Annotated in this window: 24 protein-coding genes; 8 read left to right on the top strand and 16 right to left on the bottom strand. The window is 59.8% G+C overall.

Annotation, left to right across the window (positions count from 1 at the left end; genetic code table 11):
* Positions 1 to 109 precede the first annotated feature (109 nt).
* The 3 genes from sucD to AEAC466_RS23895 all read right to left on the bottom strand — a co-directional run bounded on the left by sucD (position 110) and on the right by AEAC466_RS23895 (position 2,897).
* Positions 110 to 997 carry a succinate--CoA ligase subunit alpha gene (gene sucD / locus AEAC466_RS23905; protein WP_023456214.1) on the bottom strand — a complete coding sequence of 296 codons (888 nt, stop codon included), beginning with the start codon at positions 995 to 997 and terminating at the stop codon, positions 110 to 112.
* Between the two features lie 5 nt (positions 998 to 1,002).
* Positions 1,003 to 2,208 (bottom strand): ADP-forming succinate--CoA ligase subunit beta, encoded by a 1,206-nt coding sequence (sucC, locus tag AEAC466_RS23900; protein ID WP_023456213.1) that lies wholly within the window; start codon positions 2,206 to 2,208, stop codon positions 1,003 to 1,005.
* A 260-nt stretch (positions 2,209 to 2,468) separates the two neighbouring features.
* Complete coding sequence (locus AEAC466_RS23895) at positions 2,469 to 2,897, bottom strand: DUF2306 domain-containing protein (RefSeq protein WP_023456212.1); 429 nt, start codon at positions 2,895 to 2,897, stop codon at positions 2,469 to 2,471.
* 138 nt (positions 2,898 to 3,035) lie between these two features.
* Between AEAC466_RS23895 and AEAC466_RS23890 the strand changes: the two genes are divergently transcribed.
* Positions 3,036 to 3,812, top strand: coding sequence for a LytTR family DNA-binding domain-containing protein (locus tag AEAC466_RS23890; RefSeq protein WP_235074062.1), 777 nt, complete (start codon positions 3,036 to 3,038; stop codon positions 3,810 to 3,812).
* A complete protein-coding gene (locus AEAC466_RS23885) occupies positions 3,809 to 4,987 on the top strand; it encodes a hypothetical protein (protein WP_023456210.1) in 1,179 nt (392 codons plus the stop codon). Before AEAC466_RS23890 ends, AEAC466_RS23885 begins: the two co-directional genes overlap by 4 nt.
* Before the next feature lie 58 nt (positions 4,988 to 5,045).
* On the opposite strand, the gene AEAC466_RS23880 is transcribed toward AEAC466_RS23885, so the two are convergent.
* From AEAC466_RS23880 to AEAC466_RS23825, 12 genes are all read right to left on the bottom strand, one after another.
* Positions 5,046 to 5,456, bottom strand: coding sequence for a VOC family protein (locus AEAC466_RS23880; protein ID WP_031237983.1), 411 nt, complete (start codon positions 5,454 to 5,456; stop codon positions 5,046 to 5,048).
* A gap of 66 nt (positions 5,457 to 5,522) precedes the next feature.
* Positions 5,523 to 6,212, bottom strand: a complete 690-nt coding sequence (locus tag AEAC466_RS23875) for a YceI family protein (RefSeq protein ID WP_023456208.1) — start codon at positions 6,210 to 6,212, stop codon at positions 5,523 to 5,525.
* A 2-nt stretch (positions 6,213 to 6,214) separates the two neighbouring features.
* Positions 6,215 to 6,745: an SRPBCC family protein gene (locus AEAC466_RS23870; RefSeq protein WP_023456207.1), complete on the bottom strand. Its 531-nt coding sequence runs from the start codon at positions 6,743 to 6,745 to the stop codon at positions 6,215 to 6,217.
* Positions 6,742 to 7,221 carry an SRPBCC domain-containing protein gene (locus AEAC466_RS23865; RefSeq protein ID WP_023456206.1) on the bottom strand — a complete coding sequence of 160 codons (480 nt, stop codon included), beginning with the start codon at positions 7,219 to 7,221 and terminating at the stop codon, positions 6,742 to 6,744. Before AEAC466_RS23865 ends, AEAC466_RS23870 begins: the two co-directional genes overlap by 4 nt.
* The gene (locus AEAC466_RS23860) at positions 7,218 to 7,736 is read right to left on the bottom strand and encodes an SRPBCC family protein (RefSeq protein WP_023456205.1); all 519 of its coding nucleotides are present in this window, start codon (positions 7,734 to 7,736) and stop codon (positions 7,218 to 7,220) included. The genes AEAC466_RS23865 and AEAC466_RS23860 overlap by 4 nt, the downstream gene beginning before the upstream one ends.
* A 13-nt stretch (positions 7,737 to 7,749) precedes the next feature.
* Positions 7,750 to 8,208, bottom strand: a complete 459-nt coding sequence (locus AEAC466_RS23855; protein WP_162148912.1) for an SRPBCC domain-containing protein — start codon at positions 8,206 to 8,208, stop codon at positions 7,750 to 7,752.
* A gap of 99 nt (positions 8,209 to 8,307) precedes the next feature.
* Positions 8,308 to 8,646: an ArsR/SmtB family transcription factor gene (locus AEAC466_RS23850; RefSeq protein WP_023456203.1), complete on the bottom strand. Its 339-nt coding sequence runs from the start codon at positions 8,644 to 8,646 to the stop codon at positions 8,308 to 8,310.
* Positions 8,647 to 8,717: 71 nt separating this feature from the next.
* A complete protein-coding gene (locus AEAC466_RS23845; RefSeq protein ID WP_031237979.1) occupies positions 8,718 to 9,308 on the bottom strand; it encodes a GNAT family N-acetyltransferase in 591 nt (196 codons plus the stop codon).
* 8 nt (positions 9,309 to 9,316) lie between these two features.
* Positions 9,317 to 9,634: a hypothetical protein gene (locus AEAC466_RS23840; RefSeq protein ID WP_023456201.1), complete on the bottom strand. Its 318-nt coding sequence runs from the start codon at positions 9,632 to 9,634 to the stop codon at positions 9,317 to 9,319.
* The gene (locus AEAC466_RS44355; RefSeq protein ID WP_023456200.1) at positions 9,631 to 10,353 is read right to left on the bottom strand and encodes an MliC family protein; all 723 of its coding nucleotides are present in this window, start codon (positions 10,351 to 10,353) and stop codon (positions 9,631 to 9,633) included. Before AEAC466_RS44355 ends, AEAC466_RS23840 begins: the two co-directional genes overlap by 4 nt.
* 113 nt (positions 10,354 to 10,466) lie before the next feature.
* The gene (gene mdh, locus AEAC466_RS23830; RefSeq protein ID WP_023456199.1) at positions 10,467 to 11,429 is read right to left on the bottom strand and encodes a malate dehydrogenase; all 963 of its coding nucleotides are present in this window, start codon (positions 11,427 to 11,429) and stop codon (positions 10,467 to 10,469) included.
* Between the two features lie 160 nt (positions 11,430 to 11,589).
* Positions 11,590 to 12,216, bottom strand: coding sequence for a hypothetical protein (locus tag AEAC466_RS23825; RefSeq protein WP_023456198.1), 627 nt, complete (start codon positions 12,214 to 12,216; stop codon positions 11,590 to 11,592).
* A gap of 331 nt (positions 12,217 to 12,547) precedes the next feature.
* On the opposite strand from AEAC466_RS23825, the gene sdhC reads away from it, so the two are divergent.
* The 5 genes from sdhC (at position 12,548) to AEAC466_RS23800 (ending at position 16,409) form a co-directional block, all read left to right on the top strand.
* The gene (gene sdhC / locus AEAC466_RS23820) at positions 12,548 to 12,961 is read left to right on the top strand and encodes a succinate dehydrogenase, cytochrome b556 subunit (RefSeq protein WP_023456197.1); all 414 of its coding nucleotides are present in this window, start codon (positions 12,548 to 12,550) and stop codon (positions 12,959 to 12,961) included.
* Positions 12,958 to 13,344: a succinate dehydrogenase, hydrophobic membrane anchor protein gene (sdhD, locus tag AEAC466_RS23815; RefSeq protein WP_023456196.1), complete on the top strand. Its 387-nt coding sequence runs from the start codon at positions 12,958 to 12,960 to the stop codon at positions 13,342 to 13,344. Before sdhC ends, sdhD begins: the two co-directional genes overlap by 4 nt.
* Before the next feature lie 4 nt (positions 13,345 to 13,348).
* Positions 13,349 to 15,154 carry a succinate dehydrogenase flavoprotein subunit gene (gene sdhA, locus AEAC466_RS23810; protein ID WP_023456195.1) on the top strand — a complete coding sequence of 602 codons (1,806 nt, stop codon included), beginning with the start codon at positions 13,349 to 13,351 and terminating at the stop codon, positions 15,152 to 15,154.
* Positions 15,155 to 15,164: 10 nt separating this feature from the next.
* Positions 15,165 to 15,938, top strand: a complete 774-nt coding sequence (locus AEAC466_RS23805) for a succinate dehydrogenase iron-sulfur subunit (protein ID WP_023456194.1) — start codon at positions 15,165 to 15,167, stop codon at positions 15,936 to 15,938.
* A gap of 150 nt (positions 15,939 to 16,088) precedes the next feature.
* A complete protein-coding gene (locus AEAC466_RS23800) occupies positions 16,089 to 16,409 on the top strand; it encodes a 2Fe-2S iron-sulfur cluster-binding protein (protein ID WP_023456193.1) in 321 nt (106 codons plus the stop codon).
* A gap of 20 nt (positions 16,410 to 16,429) precedes the next feature.
* Here the strand turns inward: AEAC466_RS23800 and AEAC466_RS23795 are convergent, their stop codons facing one another.
* Positions 16,430 to 17,053: a hypothetical protein gene (locus AEAC466_RS23795; protein WP_155913440.1), complete on the bottom strand. Its 624-nt coding sequence runs from the start codon at positions 17,051 to 17,053 to the stop codon at positions 16,430 to 16,432.
* Positions 17,054 to 17,249: 196 nt separating this feature from the next.
* On the opposite strand from AEAC466_RS23795, the gene creD reads away from it, so the two are divergent.
* Entirely contained in the window at positions 17,250 to 18,617 is a 1,368-nt protein-coding gene (gene creD, locus AEAC466_RS23790) for a cell envelope integrity protein CreD (RefSeq protein WP_023456191.1), read from the top strand.
* The last annotated feature ends 10 nt before the right edge of the window (positions 18,618 to 18,627 follow it).

The raw sequence follows: 18,627 nt of genomic DNA, 5'->3' as shown, positions 1-18,627 counted from the left end.
TACTGAACGAAACAGCCAATAACGACACTGTTCGTTACTTTACGCTTACTGATACCTAAATACGTCAAATTTAAGCGCCCCGACAGGGTCGGAGCGCTTAAATTTTTTATTAGAGGCCTTTCAGGACAGCAAGGAGGGTTTCCCCCAACGCCGCCGGCGACGGCGCCACCTTTATACCGGCCGCCTCCATGGCGGCGATCTTGTCTTCCGCACCGCCCTTGCCACCGGAGATGATGGCACCGGCATGGCCCATGCGGCGGCCCGGAGGCGCCGTACGGCCGGCGATGAAACCGGCCATCGGCTTCTTACGGCCGCGCTTGGCTTCGTCGCGCAGGAACTGGGCGGCGTCTTCTTCGGCCGATCCCCCGATTTCACCGATCATGATGATCGACTTGGTTTCGTCGTCGGCCAGGAACATTTCCAGCACGTCGATAAATTCCGTACCCTTGACCGGGTCGCCGCCGATGCCGACAGCGGTCGTCTGACCCAGGCCGGCATTGGTCGTCTGGAAGACGGCTTCATAGGTCAATGTGCCGGAACGCGAAACGACGCCTACCGAACCGGGCGAGAAAATATTGCCCGGCATGATGCCGATCTTGCATTGGTTCGGCGTCAGGACGCCGGGGCAGTTCGGGCCGATGAGGCGCGACTTGGAACCCGACAGGGCACGCTTGATCTTGACCATGTCCAGCACCGGAATGCCTTCCGTGATGCAGACAATCAGTTCCATTTCGGCCTCGATGGCCTCCAGGATCGAGTCGGCAGCGAAGGGCGGCGGAACATAGATGGCCGTGGCGGTCGCGCCGGTACGCTCGCGCGCCTCGGCAACCGTATCGAAGACCGGCAGGTCGAGGTGCGTCTGACCGCCCTTGCCCGGAGTCACGCCGCCGACAACCTGTGTGCCATAGGCGATCGCTTGCTGGGAGTGGAAGGTGCCTTGCGCGCCGGTGAAACCCTGCGTGATGACCTTGGTATTACGATCGATAAGGACTGACATTACGCTTAACCCTTCACGGCCTTGACGATCTTGGCGGCCGCATCGGCCAGATCGTTGGCGGCAATCACGTTCAGGCCGCTCTCATTGATGATTTTCTTGCCGAGTTCGACATTGGTGCCTTCGAGGCGAACGACGAGCGGCACCTTCAGGCCGACTTCCTTGACAGCCGCGATCACGCCTTCGGCGATGATGTCGCATTTCATGATGCCGCCGAAGATGTTGACCAGGATACCCTTCACCTTTGGATCGGAGGTGATGATCTTGAAGGCCGCAGTCACCTTTTCGGTCGTGGCGCCGCCACCGACGTCGAGGAAGTTGGCAGGCTCGGAGCCGTAGAGCTTGATGATGTCGAGCGTAGCCATGGCGAGGCCAGCACCGTTGACCATGCAGCCGATTTCACCGTCGAGGGCGATATAGCTGAGGTCATATTTCGACGCTTCGATTTCCTTCTGGTCTTCTTCGGTTTCGTCACGCAGGGCGACGATGTCCGGATGACGGAACAAAGAGTTCGAGTCGAATGACACCTTGGCGTCGAGCACGATCAGCTTGTCGTCACCGGTGACGATCAGCGGGTTGATTTCCAGCATGTCCATGTCCTTGGCGTTGAACGCCGCGTACAACTGGGACAGGAGCTTGGCGCCCTGCTTGGCGAGATCGCCAGTCAGGTTGAGCGCCTTGGCCAGGGCACGACCATGGGTCGGGAATACGCCGGTCGCCGGATCGATGGTGAAGGAGTGGATCTTTTCCGGGGTCGAATGGGCGACCTCTTCGATATCCATGCCGCCTTCGGTCGAGGCCACGACGCTGATGCGCGAGGTGACGCGGTCAACCAGCAGGGACAGGTAGTTTTCGCGACGGATGTCGGCGCCTTCTTCGATATAGAGGCGGTTGACCTGCTTGCCGGCAGGGCCAGTCTGATGGGTTACCAGAACGCGACCAAGCATTTCGTCGGCGTTCTTTTCGACCTCTTCGGGCGACTTTACGACGCGAACGCCACCCTTGGAGTCAGGGCCCAGGCCTTCGAAGCGACCCTTACCACGGCCACCGGCGTGGATTTGCGACTTGACGACGAAAACCTTGGTGCCGGCTTCCTTGGCCAGGTCCTTGGCGGCCTTTTCGGCCTCTTTGGGGGAAAAGGCAGCGAACCCGCGCGGAACGGCAACGCCGAACTCTTTCAGGACGGCCTTGGCTTGATGCTCGTGAATGTTCATGGAACCGATCTTGGCAATTAGCAGGACTTAGGGGAAAGAACCGGTCAGGCCCAGAATTGAGCGCAAACCTGCTCTTGATGTGAGGGCGAACTCAGTTGCTCGTCCTAAGTGATCGGGCCGCTTTATAAAGAGGCGCGTGCTTGTGTGCAACCGCTCACTCACATAAATCTGACTAATTCCGCCATTTTCTGGATATCGATTTCGCCTGACACCGCAAGCATGTTACCGCTAACGCTCACCCTGCAAAGGGGACAACGCTGTCACCCGAACACCATCTGCCACATCAGGCGGCCGGGCATAAAGGTGAACAGGCCCGCGATCAGAAGGGCGCCGACGTAGAGATTGGTGGCGTAACGTTTGTGCGCCCGGATGTTCTTCTTCCGCGCGGCGTAAACCAGAAGCGGCACCGTGACTAGGGTCAGGCCCGACAGGATATGGATGAAGCTGAACTGCCCGTGATTTATGATCTTGATGAACAGCGAAGACACCGCCACTGTCATCATGAAGATGACCCAGGTCCAGCCGAGAATGCGGTGGAGGGTCGTCCCCTTGGGTCCGAAAATCTGCACCGCACCGATGACAAACGCGGCCACGGCCGCCAGCAGGTGAATCTGGATGACCGGCGATACGTGGCCGATGAGGGACAGGGTGGGCAGGTGCGGATGTGTGTAGTTGTCGAGGAATGACATGTCGGGCGTGTCCTTTGGGCTTTCCTTTGAAAAGGGGATACCCCATAAGAAAGCACTCTCTTCTGGATATGCGGACGCATGCGTGAATCGCCCGACTTAATTCGTGAAAATACGCCGCCTGCAACTGGCGCTTCGCCAATGGCAAGGTTGAAAACCCCAATAGCGTGGCTGAAGATCATTGTCGGCCCGGATTGGATGCGGACCTATGGCATTGCCACCGGTATGGCGCTTGTGCTGTGCTTCACCGGCGCCAATGGGACGAATGCCCTGCCGCTTGCGCCGCGCTTCCTGTATTGGCTCAGCCTGATGGCCGGCGGCACGATCATCGCGCAAATCGCCGGCCGTCTGCTCGACCGCTACACCAATCTGAACCTGTGGCAGACCATCACCGTCATGATGCTGTGCATCACGCCGCTTATTACCATCTTGGCCTGGCTGGTCACGGCCGGGGTGAACCATCGAGCGCCACAGGTCGAGACGCTGATCGTCTATATCCCACCGGTTCTTGTTATCTCCCTGGCCATGACCGGCCTGCATGTCCTGGTCTCACGCCAGCCGGTCCAAAGTCATGCCTTCGCCACGGCGCAGACCCTGGAGCCAGGCGTCGCTTTCCGCGAGCGCTTGCCCTTCAAACACCGCCATGCCGATATTTTCGCCCTGGCCGCCGAGGACCACTATCTGCGCGTTCACACCTCTGCCGGCGAGACCCTGATCCTGATGCGGTTATATGACGCCATACGCGAGTTGGATGGGATCGAGGGGTCCCAGGTCCACCGCTCGTGGTGGGTAGCCAAAGACGCCATCGCCGACGTCATCCGGTCGGATGGCCGCATTTCGTTTTCGCTCAAAGGTGGACTGTCGGCGCCCGTCAGCCGCAGCTATCAAAAAGCCCTCAAACAGGATGGATGGTTATGAAATACCTGGTACTCAGCGTCTTCCTTGCCGGCATGGTGACCTCCGTCCACGCAGCGACGCCGGTTACCCAGACCGTTTACGAAGGCACGATCGGGAAGAGCCCGATTGTGCTGGAAACCCTGACCAATGGTGATCACGGCGCAGGGCAATATTTCTATCGCAAACACCGCGCCAGTATATCCCTGCGCCTGGATAAGGGCCAGTGGTCTGAACTGGCGGACGGCTGCACCTATGACCTGGCCAGCTGCGATGTAAAAGCCCACCTTAAACTAACCCCCACCGGTGGCGGCCTGTCGGGAACCTGGACGGCAAACGGGAAGTCCCTGCCGATCACCCTTAAGCAGGTCGCTGCCCGCAAGAGTCAGGCGGAAGGCGCGCCTACGGATCCATCGACCCTATTCGGAATGGACCGCGGCAGCGACGTAACCGCCGATCCCTACCTGTTTCGCCAACTGGCGGGCGAAACCATTTATGGCCCTGAAACACGGACGGGCCACATCGGATACCGCACCGCTACGGACAAGGACACCGGTATACATTTCATCCGCCTCACCGCCGCGCCCGATGCCGCCGCCCTGGCCAAGGTCAACGCTTTGCTGGATCAGCGCCGGTACGAAATGGTCGGCTATGGCCTGGAATGCCGGGCCACGCCGCAATCGGATGGACCGGCCGGCGGCACACTGGGCGACTGGGACAGCTATGAGTCGACCGTCACCTACGCGACGGACAGCCTGTTGGTCATTCAGGAGGGCGGCAGCACCTATTGCGGCGGCGCGCACCCCAACAACAGCTTTACCTACTCCATGTACGATCTCAGGCGCGGAGAGGTCTTCGATCTGAATCGTGTCCTCAAACTGACCCACCCCGGCAAGGACGCCGACGGACACGCGGCCCAGGTCAATACGCCTGAATACGACGCGCTTCTAGCCCGGCTGACGCCCAAGTCGCCGTGGTTCAGCGCCGATGTCGATCCCGAATGCCTGGGACCGGACGGCGCGGAAAGCTTTGGCAGTAGCTACAGCCTGACCTTCAACGCCAAGGGTCTCGTGCTGTCCCTGACCGATCTGCCCCACGTGATGGGTGCATGTATGGGTGACTACTATGTCATCCCCTACGCCGCATTGAAAACGCTGTGGACACCCGAGGCCAAACTCTACTTCCCCGAGGCACGTTGATACCCATTCGGCAAGGGGCAGACCTGATGTCGAACCTCGCGGAATGATCGCGTCTATATCACTGCGCAACTTCGAGATTGATCATCCACGGAATACCGAAACGGTCTGTCACCATCCCGAACAGAGGCGTCCAGAACGTAGCCTGAAGATCCATGATCACCGTTCCGCCGTCCGCGAAAGCGGCAAACGCTGCCTTTGCCTTTTCAGCATCGTCCAGACCAATAGTGACCATGAAGCCCGCCGGACGCGCATACCTGTTCGGCGGCGCGTCTGACGCCTGGATCGTTTGATCGCCAATCGTCAACGTGGCGTGCATCACCGCATTTTGAAATTCGGGTGGCACATCGTCCTTCATCGGACTGTCGCCAAACGTCTGCTTGAATGTCACTTCGCCACCGAGGACGCGCGCGTAAAGGTCGAGCGCCTCGGCGCAGCGGCCGTCGAAGTTGAGGTAGGGGGTAATTTTCACCTTATAATTCCTTTTTTCCAGAAACGATATGGACGACGGAGCCCGCGACCAAGGCGGCGACAAAAGTTAAGGCTTGAGCGGAGGCCCTTGCATTTCGGTTTCGATGGTGAAGGCGACTTCGTCACCGACACCCATCTGACTGCCCGGCGCCGGAATGCCGTAGCCCATGCCAAAATCGGAACGTTTGAACGCGCCTTTCGCCGAGAACCCGATCCGCGCCTGAGGGTCAAAACCCGCCATGCCAGGATAGCCGCCGTTGAAGGTGACATCGAGCACGACCGGCTTGGTAATGCCGTGCAAGGTCAAATCGCCCGTCACCCGGGCGGTATTGACGCCGGTTTTCTCTATCTTCGTCGACGCAAAGGTAATATGCGGAAAGGCCGTGGCGTCGAACCATTGCTTGCCCATCAGCTCATCATAAAAACCCTTGGGCGGCGTCGGCAGTCGCAGGGAACGCGGATCTATGTTCACCTTCAGGACGGCGGCCTCTGGATGGGCCGGGTCAAGCGTCAGATGAGCATCGAGACTGGCGAACTGCGCCGTATAATGAGAATAGCCCAGGTGGTTGACCGTGAAGGTCAGCGCCGTGTGGGCGGGATCGGTCCGGTATTCACCCGCCGGAATCTTGTCAACCGACGGAGCCGCGGAGGCGGCAGATGGGCTGGAAGACGTAAGGTTTCCGGGCGCATTTTTCGGCGACGGTGAACAGGCCGCCAGCAGGATAAGACCGATGGAAACAGGCAATAAGGGTTTCATGATCAGGCGCCTTCGCTAACACGTTTCAGATTCGTCAGACCCTGTTCGAAATCCTTGCCGACCAGGTCGTCCATGTTCATGAGCGTCCCCATCAGCTTCGACATGAAGGGCGAGGGCCCGAACATGGCCCAGGTCACCACCGTCGCATCACCCTGCGGCTGAAGCAGGAACTCGGCCGTATTGGTGGCGGGAAAGGGCTTGATGAAATCGAGATTGATGAGAAGCCGCTGGCCCGGCGCCGCCTCGCGGATCGTCATCCGGCCGTGACCGGCCTTGCCATGGCTTTGCCAGTCATAGACCGCGCCGATGCCCTCATTGGCGCCGCTGTAGCTGCGCGTCATATTGGGGTCCAGCTGCTCCCATGGTGACCAGTCCCGCCAGCGGTGAAAGTCGGCAATATGGGCATAGATGGCGTCTGGTGCCGCCTTGATGGTTGCCGACCTTTGCAGGCGGAAATTATTCGGCTTGGCGACAACCACGATCAGGAAGGTAACCAGCGCCGCCAGCACCAGAATAACGATCATGGCAATCATTTCGCACTCTCCGGAAGAGTGGACAGGTAGGCGGCGAGATTATCCAGCATCCCCTGTGTTCCGGCGATGCGGTCTTCGAGGTGATCGACACCGTCGATGAACAAAATCTGCTCGACCACCTTGATATGGCAGCCGCTTCCCTTTGCTGAAAACTCCAGGACCTGTTGCGATACGGTGAACAGGGCCTCATCCATAGTCATGTGGTAGCTGAAGATAATGCGCTCATCAGCCAGGATATCAAGGTAGAGGGCGTCATTGGTCATCCATGGCGCCTCGGGGTTGGGGCGGCCGCGCCACCGCTCCCAGCCCCCGACGGTAAAGTCTAGACTATGATGACTGACGTCCCATCCCTGCGCGCCACCGCCGAACCACACCGTCTTGGCCTCAAGGTTGGTAAAAGCCCAGAAGACGAGCGACAGCGGATGATCATATGTGCGTTCGACCGAAAAGGTTTCCGGCTTAGCCGACCGCGTCACGATTGCACCTGAGCCAGATAGGCCTCGAGTTGTGCAAGGGTGCCGCTGAAGCCCATCTGCATGCTGGCATGGCCGGCCTTGAAGACGGCGCGCTCTTCCGGCGTCGCATTTATCGGGTAGGACCGGCTTTCATAGACGGTCTTGCCGTCCTTTTCGGTCAGTGTCTGCACCGCCAGAACTTCGAGCGGCCAGAGGGGCGCCATCGGATGACGGACGGGCTCGCCCGCCTCGGTGCAAAAGGAAACGACATAGGCCAGGCCCTTGGGCGCCTGGATGTCGCGAAAAACCCATTTACCCCACATGGTCAGACCCGTCGGCATCTGCATCCCGTAGAGGAAGGTGCCGCCAACCGTGAAATCGAGCGATTTGACAACCAGGGGCATTCCGACGGGCCCAAACCATTTGGCCAAATGTTCAGCCCGGGTCAGCACGTCCCACAACAGGACCGGCGAGGCATCGAAGGTGCGCGACAGGGTAAAGACTTCGTCTTCGGCGTAAGGCGTTTCCAATGGCATTATCGTCTTGTCCTTAGAGGGTGTTGGTCAGGTGGGCTTCCAGGCGGTCGAAATTCTGTTCGTTGGCATTATGGAGAAACGGCTCCATGTCCGCGTCGCTGCCGGGCACGAAGTCCATGATCCAGGTCAGATCACAGTGCGCCCCGACCGCCTCGGTCAGAATGGTCATCACGAAATCATGCATAGGCTCTAGGTGGCGAAAAACGATCTTTTCCGGGGCCTCGATTTCGAGGAATTCCTTGACGTTATCGAACATCTTGCCGGTGTCATTGATCATGGTGAACAGCCACTGTCCGCCAATGCGCAGGTCGAAGGTCTGGAAGCGGTTGGTGAAACCTTCCGGTCCCCACCAGATCATCAATTGGTCGGGGTCGGCGAAGGCCTGAAACACCTGTTGCTGCGTGAACGGCAACCGGCGGGTATTGACGACCTGAAAACCTGTCGTCGCGTCCTGCATGGGGGCGTCTGTCATTCTTTTCCTTTCCTGCAAGGATAGCTTCGTTGTCCAGAGGGTGTGAAAGTCGGTCCGAACGCGCATGTCCCACTGCCTCCAGCCTCCCTGATCTCAAATCTAGTTGGTCGGTCCCTGGGGTTTAAGCGTCTTCAGATAGGCGTCGAGGCGATCTAACCGCGCCTCCCACATCCTGCGGTACTCACCGATCCAGGCATCGACCTCCTTTAGCGGCCCCGGCTCCAGCCGGCATGGGCGCCACTGCGCTTCGCGGCCGCGCGAAATCAAGCCGGCCTTTTCCAAGACCTTGAGATGCTTGGATACGGCAGGCAAGCTCATGTCGAAAGGCTCGGCCAGTTCGGTAACCGATGTCTCCCCCAAGGACAGGCGAGCCAGGATGGCGCGTCGTGTCGGGTCCGCAAGGGCGGTCAGGGTCTGGGACAGACGGTCATTAGACATCAGGGGTTACTCTCTACAAGCAAAATTTAACCAAGTCGTTAAATAACCTATCGGTTAAATAGCGGCAGGTGTCAACCCCGTTTTTCAGGACGCTTTAACTGCCCTATTAGACGGGTCCGATTCACCCGCCATTCGCCCCGTGTCTGCCCCCAGATGTCAACGACGTGGCTTTCGAACGGCGGCGGCAACCGGGCCTCCCGCATCAGGTAAGACCCCAAACTTCGGGCAACCGCTGCGGAGCCGTCGTTGCGCGCGTCGATACTATGGATGACGTCCTCCCAGCCAAGTGTGTCAAATACGAAGTCCATCGAGGCAATGGCGGCCTCGCGGGCGTACCCCTTGCCCCAGTATCTGGACAACAGTCCCCATCCGACCTCACGCCCCGGCCAATCCTTGGGAAAGAGCGGGCCTATACGGCCGATCCAGTCACCGGAGGTTTTCTCGATCACCGAAAACATGGAAAATCCGTCCAGCGCCCACGCCCCGGCCATGGATCGCATGTTGCGCCACACGACGGGCGGCGGCAGAACACCGCCCAGATAGGTCATGGCGTTTTCATCGGCATGAAAGGCGCAAAAACCGTCGAAATCTTCGGCGACCGGCGGGCGCAGGATCAGACGCTCGGTTTCCAGGGTCGGACCCAGCGGAGAGGCATATGGCAATGTCGGCACTATCTATTCTCGATATCCAGGGTGCGGCCGGTGCGGCGGTCGACATAGACGTAGCGCGTGACGGTGGACGCACCCCCACCCCAGGCGCTCAGGCCGATCAAAAATCCCAGATCGTACCACCGTCCGATATTGGGATAGGCATACATGCGCACTGTGTCGGAAAACAGGGAAATGACAAAGGAAATGGGCGCCAGAAGTCCGTCTATCAGGCCGCGCACCAGGGCCGGATCATGCGGTCCGCCCATTGGTCTTTCGGCACAGGCCGACAGAAGCAGCAAGGCCCCGAAAGCCGCCATCGTCAAGATCGATCGTTTCATCCGTTCGTCTCCGTACAATTAATCCCCACTGCACCGGGCACCGAAAACTGTGTCTCATTGCCCTTGGTCCAGAATTCATAGTCTCCGTCGCCCAACCGCCCCTCATATCGGGCACCGGAGGCGCTGACGGCCTGCTCCAGCACGGCGGCCTTGCCGCTCCATTTCAGATAGACGAAGGAATCGTCACCGCCGGCAACATCGTTGAAAAAGGTGGAAACGACGTCCGGCTTGCCCGCGCAATGCCACACGATCGGGCCCAGACTCATGCCGGCATCGTCGTTCACCGCAGGGTATGTGGACCTGAGGTCGGCAATACGCCCGGCATAGGCGTCGATCAGGCACACCGTTGCGTCCGACGCCGCCGCACAGGCATTGCGTTTATTCAGCCAGCCACCCTGAAGGCGCTGCAACTGCCCGCGGTCGATGCCCGGCGTCTTTCCGGCCTTGTCGTACAGACGCGTCAGTTCGCCATCGAGCCGGGCCAGACGGGGATTAGCGCACACCGCCAATTCGACCTTGAGCGTGGCCTTCGCACAATCGAAGCTCGGCGTGACAGTTGCGGTATCGGTGGCAAGACCAGAGGCAGACGCAGATGATGACGCACCGCCCCGATCCGGCGTCCCGGCGCCCTGATCCTTCGCCGCCTGGCTGCTGCACGCCGAAAGAACGGCCAAGGGGACAATCCACATGAGCGTAAACAACCGGGATGAATAGTGCATGGCAGACTCCTCAGACAGCCACCTCAGACATCTGACAGCAGCCTACCACAGCTCATAATAAAAAAGCCGCCCTTTTTGGGGCGGCTCCCTTAACTTCCGGCCTTCCGGAAAGATTAGGCCAGCGACGGATCGATCGTCTTACAGGCGGCGATCAGCCCCTGAACCGACTCGACGGACTTGGCGAACATGGCTTTTTCGTCTTCGTTGACCGAGAACTGGATGATGCGTTCGGCGCCATCCTTACCAATGACGACCGGCACGCCGACATAGAGGCCGCGCAGACCATACTCGCCATTCAGATAGGCGGCACACGGCAGGACGCGCTTCTTGTCAAGCAGGTAAGACTTGGCCATGGCAATGGCCGATTCCGCCGGGGCGTAGAAGGCCGAACCGGTCTTCAGCAGGGCGACGATTTCACCGCCACCGCCACGGGTGCGCTTAACGATGGCATCGAGCTCTTCCTGAGTGAACCAGCCCTGGGCCACGCACTCCGGCAGCGGCAGGCCGCCAATGGTCGAATGGCGCACCATCGGCACCATGTCGTCACCGTGACCGCCCAGCGTCCAGGCGTGGATATCTTCGACCGACACGCCGGTCTTTTCAGCCAGGAAGTAGGCGAAACGACCCGAGTCGAGAACACCGGCCATGCCGATGACCTTCTTGTGCGGCAGGCCCGAAAATTCGCGCAGCGCCCAGACCATGGCGTCGAGCGGGTTGGTGATGCAGATAACGAAGGCATTCGGGGCATATTGCTTGATGCCTTCGCCCACGGCCTTCATGACCTTCAGGTTGATGCCCAGCAGGTCGTCGCGGCTCATGCCCGGCTTACGCGGCACACCGGCCGTTACGATGCACACGTCGGCATCGGCGATGTCGGCGTAATCGTTGGCGCCCTTAAGCGTGACGTCCTTGCCGAAAACGGCCGTGGCTTCGGCGATATCGAGCGCCTTGCCTTGCGGCGTGCCTTCCATGATGTCGAACAGGACGACATCGCCCAGTTCTTCACGAGCGGCGATGTGGGCCAGCGTGCCCCCGATCATACCCGAACCAATCAAAGCAATCTTTGCGCGTGCCATGGGAACTCCCTTTGAAAATGCCGCAGACTTAGTCTGCCCGGCATCTAATCCTTAACGATCCACCGCGCAAGCCTTTGCTGCACGGCACCTAAAAAAGTGCCGCCTGTTTAGCGCCCAGCCCTTTAAATCAGATGAACGACCATGTGGGCTAAGCGCCCGACTAATTTCCCATGCGCACCTGGGTCAAGGTAACCGGGGTTTTGTGGCCGGTGGTGTCGAGCATATAGCCGCCCCAACGGCCATCAACGCCCTTGGTGAAATGCAGGATGGTCGGCGACCGGGCGCCACCGGCGAAATAATTGATTTCGAAATCGCGGCCGGTCATGTTGATATCGGAGATGAAACCGGAATTGTTCATGCCGAAACCGGCCAGCATCGACCGCCACGCGCCTTCGAGACGGCCGCTGACCAGATTGTCGCTGCGCAGCTCAAGCCCGACCAACTTGCGACCATCCAAGGTCGTCACAACCCACGACCCCTCCATATTGCCGATCTGCTTTTCCTTGTTGACATAGGCGGACAGAAGCCCGGAATCGTAGCTCAGCTCGCGCGAGTCCTTAGGGCCTTCGTAATCGCGGCGATAGGCGTCGACGCTGATCGCCCCACCCGACCGCGCCGTGGCAGGCGGCGCTACGTCGCCATTGGTCACCGACGGAGACAGGATGGGCGAGTTTTGAGGCACATTTTGCGGGGCCTGGGCAGCCGGAGCCTGATATGGCTGAGGGCCATCGGGCAGATCCTGGGCGGGGGCCATAAGAGCGGCGGAAAGGATCAGGGCAGAAATCACTACGGGATACTCTCTACGGATGGGCGTTACTGTCGGTATTGCGAAACCGGGGCTGCGGAACTATGAGCTAATCAGCCGGTTCTTAAGAATTCTTTCACCCTGTGAGTGAACAACAGGAATTTGTCGAAGCTGGGGCAGACACATTCATGTGATGGTCCCGCAACAACAGAATGCTGCGGATGCGAAGCGTTTGCAGTACGCGCCTTTAAAATAATGGCTTTGAGCATGGAAAGCTTGATTGACAGAGCCGTTTCAGGGTCTAAAAGACCCGCAAGTGTAACGTTCCCGGTTGCTTACTCGCACCGGTACAAGACATGGGTCAAGACCGCAGATGTCGACAATGCCTCCCCATACGCCGCGCCGGCCGCTTTCACCTCACCTGCAGATCTGGCGCTGGCACACCACTATGTTCAGCTCGATCCTGCATCGTGTCACCGGATCGGCGTCTGTCGCCGGTGCAATCCTGATCGCCGCCTGGCTGGTATCGCTGGCGCTTGGCCGTGAAGCCTATACCTGTTTCCTGAGCCTGGCCGCATCGCCGCTCGGTCTGCTGGTCTGGTTCGGCCTGTCGCTGGCGGGCTTCGTCCACCTGACCGGCGGTTTGCGCCACCTGATCTGGGACACCGGCACCGGCTTCGAGCCAAAAAAGGCTGATCAAATCGCCCTATGGACCATGGTTCTGGGCGTCGTTCTCACCCTCGCCTTCTGGGCACTTCTCTTCGCAAGCGGCAAGGTGACGCTATGAGTGACAATCGTGATGTCGGCGCTCGTTCGTCGAAAGACTGGAAAAAATCGGCCCATCACGGCGCCGGCGAATGGTTGGCCGAACGCGGCACCTCGCTGGCCCTGATCCCGTTGACCCTTTGGGCGGCCTATGCCGCCTACGGCATAGCCGGTGGCGGTTTCGACGCGGCCCTGGCCTTCGCCAAACTGCCGCTCAATGCCAGCCTGATCGCGCTGACCATGCTGATTTCGGTGTGGCACATGTATATGGGCGTCAAGGTCATCATCGATGACTATCTGGCAGGCCCGATGCGCGGTGTTTCTATCTTCCTTACCTTCCTCCTGAGCGCCGCCCTGGTCATCGCCACCGGCATCGCGCTCTGGCTTGTACATCAGGCGGCTTAACCCCATGGCCCAGAACAACACCCAGAAGCCGTTCAACATCATCAACCACGAATATGACGTGGTCGTCGTCGGTGCCGGCGGTTCCGGCCTGCGGGCCGCGCTTGGCGCCGGTCAGGCCGGTCTCAAGACCGCCTGTATCACCAAGGTCTTTCCGACCCGCTCACACACCGTGGCCGCCCAGGGCGGCGTTGCCGCCAGCCTGGGCAATATGGGCGAGGACAAGTGGCAGTGGCACATGTACGACACCGTCAAGGGGTCGGACTGGCTGGGCGATCAGGACGCTATCGAATATCTGGTCCGCAACGCGCCGGAAGCCGTTTATGAGCTGGAACACTGGGGCGTGCCGTTTTCGCGCACCGAAGACGGCAAGATCTATCAACGCCCCTTCGGCGGCATGACCAAGAATTTCGGTGAAGGCCCGGTGCAGCGCACCTGCGCCGCCGCCGACCGAACCGGCCACGCCATGCTGCACACATTGTATGGTCAGTCTGTGCGCAACAATGTCGAGTTCTTCATCGAACACTTCGCGCTTGACCTGATCATGGACGACGGCGTCTGCCGCGGCGTCACGACCTGGCAGCTCGATAACGGCGACATTCACGTCTTCCGCGCCCACCTGGTCATCCTGGCCACCGGCGGTTATGGCCGTGCCTACTTCTCCGCAACATCGGCCCACACCTGCACGGGCGACGGCAACGCCATGGTGCTGCGCGCCGGCCTGCCCTTGCAGGACATGGAATTCGTCCAGTTCCACCCCACCGGCATCTACGGCTCGGGCTGCCTGATTACCGAAGGTGCCCGTGGCGAAGGCGGCTATCTGACTAACTCCGCCGGCGAGCGCTTCATGGAACGCTACGCCCCGTCCGCCAAGGACCTGGCGTCGCGCGATGTTGTTTCCCGCTCGATGACCATGGAAATTCGCGAAGGACGCGGCGTCGGTCCGAAGAAGGATCACATCTTCCTGCACCTCGATCATCTGCCGCCGGAAATCCTGCACAAGCGTCTGCCGGGCATCTCGGAATCGGCCAAGATTTTCGCCGGCGTCGATGTGACCAAGGAACCGATCCCGGTCATCCCGACCGTGCACTACAATATGGGCGGCATCCCGACCAATTATCACGGCGAAGTCCTGACGCTGAAAGACGGCAACCCCGACACGGTCGTGCCGGGCTTGATGGCCGTGGGCGAAGCCGCCTGCGTGTCGGTGCATGGCGCCAACCGCCTTGGCTCCAATTCGCTGATCGACCTGGTCGTCTTCGGCCGCGCCGCCGGCAAGCGCGCCAAGGAACTGGTCGCCCCCAACTCGGCGCACAAGAACATCGGCACCACTCAGGTCGATGCGCACCTGGCCCGTCTCGATCGCTTCCGCAATGCCTCCGGTGCAACGCCGACCGCCAAGTTGCGCCTCGACATGCAAGTCGCCATGCAGCGCGACGCCGCTGTCTTCCGGACCGGCGAAACCCTGCAGGACGGCGTCAAGCATCTCGGTGAGATTCACGCCGCGTCACGCGACCTCGGCATCAAGGATCGCGGCCTGATCTGGAACACCGATCTGATCGAAGCGCTGGAATACGACAACCTGATCAATCAGGCCGTCGTCACGGTGAACTCGGCGGCCAACCGCGAAGAAAGCCGTGGCGCCCATGCCCGCGAAGACTTCCCGAATCGCAACGACGATGTCTGGATGAAACACACCCTGATGTGGATCGACACCCAGACCGGCGCCGTGCGCACGGACTATCGTCCGGTGCATACCTACACCATGACGAACGACATCGCCTATATCGCGCCTAAGGCGCGTGTGTACTAGGAGCGTATAGATGGTTGAGTTAACCCTTCCCCGCGATTCAAAGATCAAACCGGGCAAGCGCTACAAGGCCGCCAAGCGGACGAAGACGACGCGGACCTACAAGATCTACCGCTTCGATCCGGATTCGGGTGAAAATCCGCGCTGGGACACCTATGAGGTCGACAGCGCCGATCACGGCCCGATGCTGCTCGACAGCCTGATCCACATCAAGAACAATATCGACTCGACGCTCAGCTTCCGCCGCTCCTGCCGCGAAGGCATCTGCGGGTCGTGCGCCATGAACATCGGCGGACGCAACACCCTAGCCTGCACCAAGGGCCATGACGAATTTTCCGGTGACATCACCATTGCGCCTTTGCCGCACATGCCGGTGGTTAAGGACCTCGTCCCCGACCTGACAGGTTTCTACAACCAGTACGCCTCGATTGAGCCCTGGCTTGAAGCCAAGACGCCGGACCCCGAAAAGGAACGCCTGCAAAGCCCGAAGAACCGGGACAAACTCGACGGCCTCTATGAGTGCATCCTTTGCGCCTGCTGCTCGACCTCGTGCCCGAGCTACTGGTGGAACCAGGACAAGTATCTGGGTCCGGCGGCTCTGCTTCAGGCTTACCGCTGGATCGCCGACTCACGCGATGAAAATCAGAAAGCTCGCCTGGAAGCACTGGAAGATCCGTTCAAGCTCTATCGCTGCCACACCATCATGAACTGCGCGCAAGTTTGCCCCAAGGGACTTAATCCCGCCAAGGCGATCGCCGAAATCAAGAAGATGATGCCCGCGAAATAAATTTGCCGGAGGCGGTTTCCAGCAAATTTAATGCTTTTCTTGCGGGACTTACCCGCACATTAATTCCGGATCGGGCCTGACTCCGTCTCTCGCCCGATTTGACCGTATCGCTCCGCTAAACGGCGCGTAACGAAGGACGTTTTCACGACTATGGCCAAGATCACCTATATCGAACATACCGGCACCGAACACGTCATCGAGGTCAAGCCTGGCCAGAGCGTCATGGAAGGCGCGGTCAAGAACAACATTCCCGGTATCGATGCCGATTGCGGCGGCGCCTGCGCCTGCGCCACCTGCCACGTCTATGTCGATGATGCGTGGACCGGCAAGACGGGAACGGCTTCTGTGATGGAAGAATCGATGTTGGATTTCGCCAACGACCTCCAGCCCAATTCGCGCCTGTCGTGCCAGATCATCGTATCAGACGCCTTGGACGGGCTGATCGTCCGCATGCCGGAAAACCAGCACTGATCGCAGCGTAAGATCGGGCTCTAAATCCGCAACAAGGTAAAGCGCGCCTCGTCTGCGCCGGCATCGCGCGGCCAGAACAGGGATACCGGACCGCACTTCCCGTCGGTCAGCGTAATGGCGATCGGCCCGTTAAATCCGGCATCCACACCCCGCTCCGTTACAGCCTTGGTTTCACCCCGTGCCCACAGGGTCTGGCGCACGGCCACGCCATCGGCGTTGCACAGCGCCGCCTGGCGACCGCCATTTGCCGCCAGTATGATATAGGCGCTTTCCTTATCGCCATTGGGACGATCGACCTGCGCCATCACCTGCACGAAATCGCCATAGGTCGCGTCGCGTACGGTTTGCCAGCAGACCGTATCGGGCAGACCGTCGCCGTTGACGTCGAAATGCTGCCGGCGGACACTTCTGGACCCGTCGCCGCAACCCGCAGACAGGTCTGCGTGCCAGTCGGCATAGACTGCGGCCGTCGGCTGGGGCCGGACGACCGTACGAAGCGGTGTCGGAGCCGGGGCCGATGACATAACCGGCGTGGATGTCGATGAAACAGATACCTGAACCTGAGGTGGCCCGGCCGTCTCATCCCGCTGCTGACATCCCACAAGCGCCAAGGCGCAGGCTAGCGTTAAGGCTACAGGTTTCATGATCCCTCCTACGAACTGCGCAGCTTCAATAGCACCGCAATGAACATCGTTCAAATAATAATTGAACATTGTTCATTAAATGATATCTTTGAAGCGACAGAGCCTTTGCCTGTCCTTCGAGGGAACCCCATTCATGTCCACAACGCCTACCCCGGAACACCCGTCCCGGCCCGCCCATACTGCACCGAGCCGATCTATGATAAGCCGTAGCAAGGGCGCCAAGCTGCTGATCGTTTGTGTCCTCGCCGTCCTGATGTCGGTGCCCGCCGGTTTTGTCTTCCTGCTGCTACTCGACCGCACCCACCGCGCAGAAGAGGTAACCCGGGAAATCGGTGACAAGGTCGGTGGCCCGCAGACCTTCCTGGGCCCGGTGATTACCGTACCCTACACAGGCGGCGCCCGGCTGGAGACAACCAACACTGGCACCAAATCACCGGTTCAGATAGGAACGCTTGTCGTATTCCCTATCGTCGGCAACGCCGTCGCGACAAGCAAGAGCGAGGTCCGCTCGCGCTCCCTGTTCCGCGTGCCGGTGTACGCAACAGATCTACACTTCACCGCCCGCTTTGACCTCAGCCGGGTCATGGCCCCTGCCGGTGCGACACTTGACTGGAGCCGGGCGCAATTGGTCTCGGGCGCATCGGACTCACGGGGCGCCCGTAAGGACATCGTCGCCACCGTCGACGGGCAATCCCTGACGCTGGCGCCCGCTCCCGAAGGGGCTCAGAACGTGACCACCGATGGCGGAACCGGATCGCTGGACCTGTTTTCGACGCCACTGGCTATAGATCCAGCGCGGCCTCATGAAGTAACGCTCGATATGAGCTTTACGGGCGCCCAGAAACTGGGTGTGCTGGCCTATGCCAAATCGTCCGAAGTGACCCTGTCCGGTGATTGGAACGCACCGTCTTTCGGCGGAGGCTTCTTACCTGCCAGCCGCGCTTTCCACCACGATAGCCAGACACCCGTCATGAAAGGTGAGGAAGACCTCAAATCCGGCTTCCGCGCCACCTGGTCGGTGCCTTTCATCGCGCGCGGCCTGCCTGCCGTCATTTCTCTCGACAGCCTGGCAAGCTTGGGCAAATCGGAACTGTCAGTGGCATTCGTCGAAAACACCAACCCGTATCAGAATGTCGCCCGCTCGCTCAAATATGCCCTGTTGTTCGTCAGCCTGGTCTTCCTGACCTATTTCGTATTTGAAAGCACATCGAAACGCGACTTCCATCCGGCGCAATATATTCTGGTCGGGCTGGCCCAGATAACTTTTTACCTTTTACTCCTGTCCTTGTCCGAGCGCATCGGCTTCGACTATGCCTTCCTCACGGCGGCCGCTGCGACAGTGACCTTGATATCCAGCTACGCCGGCATGGTATTCAAAAGCCGTCTGCGTGGATTTGCCGCGCTGATCATCTTTTCATTGCTATATGGAATGATCTATACGCTCATGCGGATGGAAGATTACGCGTTGCTAATCGGCGCCGTGGCGGCCTTCGTGGTCATAGCCGCCGTCATGATCCTGACGCGCAACATCAATTGGTACGGCAAGGAGCCAGAAGCTACCTGAAAGTCTAGGT

Origin of the sequence: Asticcacaulis sp. AC466, assembly GCF_000495815.1 — a bacterium.
Taxonomy (GTDB): Bacteria; Pseudomonadota; Alphaproteobacteria; order Caulobacterales; family Caulobacteraceae; genus Asticcacaulis.
The sequence above is the reverse complement of the archived record's forward strand: the minus strand, read 5'-3'. Positions and strand labels throughout refer to the sequence as shown.

Coding starts and splice junctions, on each gene's coding strand:
- AEAC466_RS23875 (WP_023456208.1), bottom strand. CDS start 6,212: ATGAAACCCTTATTGCCTGTTTCCATCGGTCTTATCCTGCTGGCGGCC.
- AEAC466_RS23840 (WP_023456201.1), bottom strand. CDS start 9,634: ATGAAACGATCGATCTTGACGATGGCGGCTTTCGGGGCCTTGCTGCTT.
- AEAC466_RS23885 (WP_023456210.1), top strand. CDS start 3,809: ATGAAATACCTGGTACTCAGCGTCTTCCTTGCCGGCATGGTGACCTCC.
- AEAC466_RS23850 (WP_023456203.1), bottom strand. CDS start 8,646: ATGTCTAATGACCGTCTGTCCCAGACCCTGACCGCCCTTGCGGACCCG.
- creD (WP_023456191.1), top strand. CDS start 17,250: ATGATAAGCCGTAGCAAGGGCGCCAAGCTGCTGATCGTTTGTGTCCTC.
- sucC (WP_023456213.1), bottom strand. CDS start 2,208: ATGAACATTCACGAGCATCAAGCCAAGGCCGTCCTGAAAGAGTTCGGC.
- sdhC (WP_023456197.1), top strand. CDS start 12,548: ATGTCGACAATGCCTCCCCATACGCCGCGCCGGCCGCTTTCACCTCAC.
- AEAC466_RS23860 (WP_023456205.1), bottom strand. CDS start 7,736: ATGCCATTGGAAACGCCTTACGCCGAAGACGAAGTCTTTACCCTGTCG.
- sucD (WP_023456214.1), bottom strand. CDS start 997: ATGTCAGTCCTTATCGATCGTAATACCAAGGTCATCACGCAGGGTTTC.
- AEAC466_RS23870 (WP_023456207.1), bottom strand. CDS start 6,745: ATGATTGCCATGATCGTTATTCTGGTGCTGGCGGCGCTGGTTACCTTC.
- AEAC466_RS23800 (WP_023456193.1), top strand. CDS start 16,089: ATGGCCAAGATCACCTATATCGAACATACCGGCACCGAACACGTCATC.
- AEAC466_RS23890 (WP_235074062.1), top strand. CDS start 3,036: ATGGCAAGGTTGAAAACCCCAATAGCGTGGCTGAAGATCATTGTCGGC.
- AEAC466_RS23805 (WP_023456194.1), top strand. CDS start 15,165: ATGGTTGAGTTAACCCTTCCCCGCGATTCAAAGATCAAACCGGGCAAG.
- AEAC466_RS44355 (WP_023456200.1), bottom strand. CDS start 10,353: ATGCACTATTCATCCCGGTTGTTTACGCTCATGTGGATTGTCCCCTTG.
- mdh (WP_023456199.1), bottom strand. CDS start 11,429: ATGGCACGCGCAAAGATTGCTTTGATTGGTTCGGGTATGATCGGGGGC.
- AEAC466_RS23895 (WP_023456212.1), bottom strand. CDS start 2,897: ATGTCATTCCTCGACAACTACACACATCCGCACCTGCCCACCCTGTCC.
- sdhA (WP_023456195.1), top strand. CDS start 13,349: ATGGCCCAGAACAACACCCAGAAGCCGTTCAACATCATCAACCACGAA.
- AEAC466_RS23795 (WP_155913440.1), bottom strand. CDS start 17,053: ATGAAACCTGTAGCCTTAACGCTAGCCTGCGCCTTGGCGCTTGTGGGA.
- sdhD (WP_023456196.1), top strand. CDS start 12,958: ATGAGTGACAATCGTGATGTCGGCGCTCGTTCGTCGAAAGACTGGAAA.
- AEAC466_RS23855 (WP_162148912.1), bottom strand. CDS start 8,208: ATGACAGACGCCCCCATGCAGGACGCGACGACAGGTTTTCAGGTCGTC.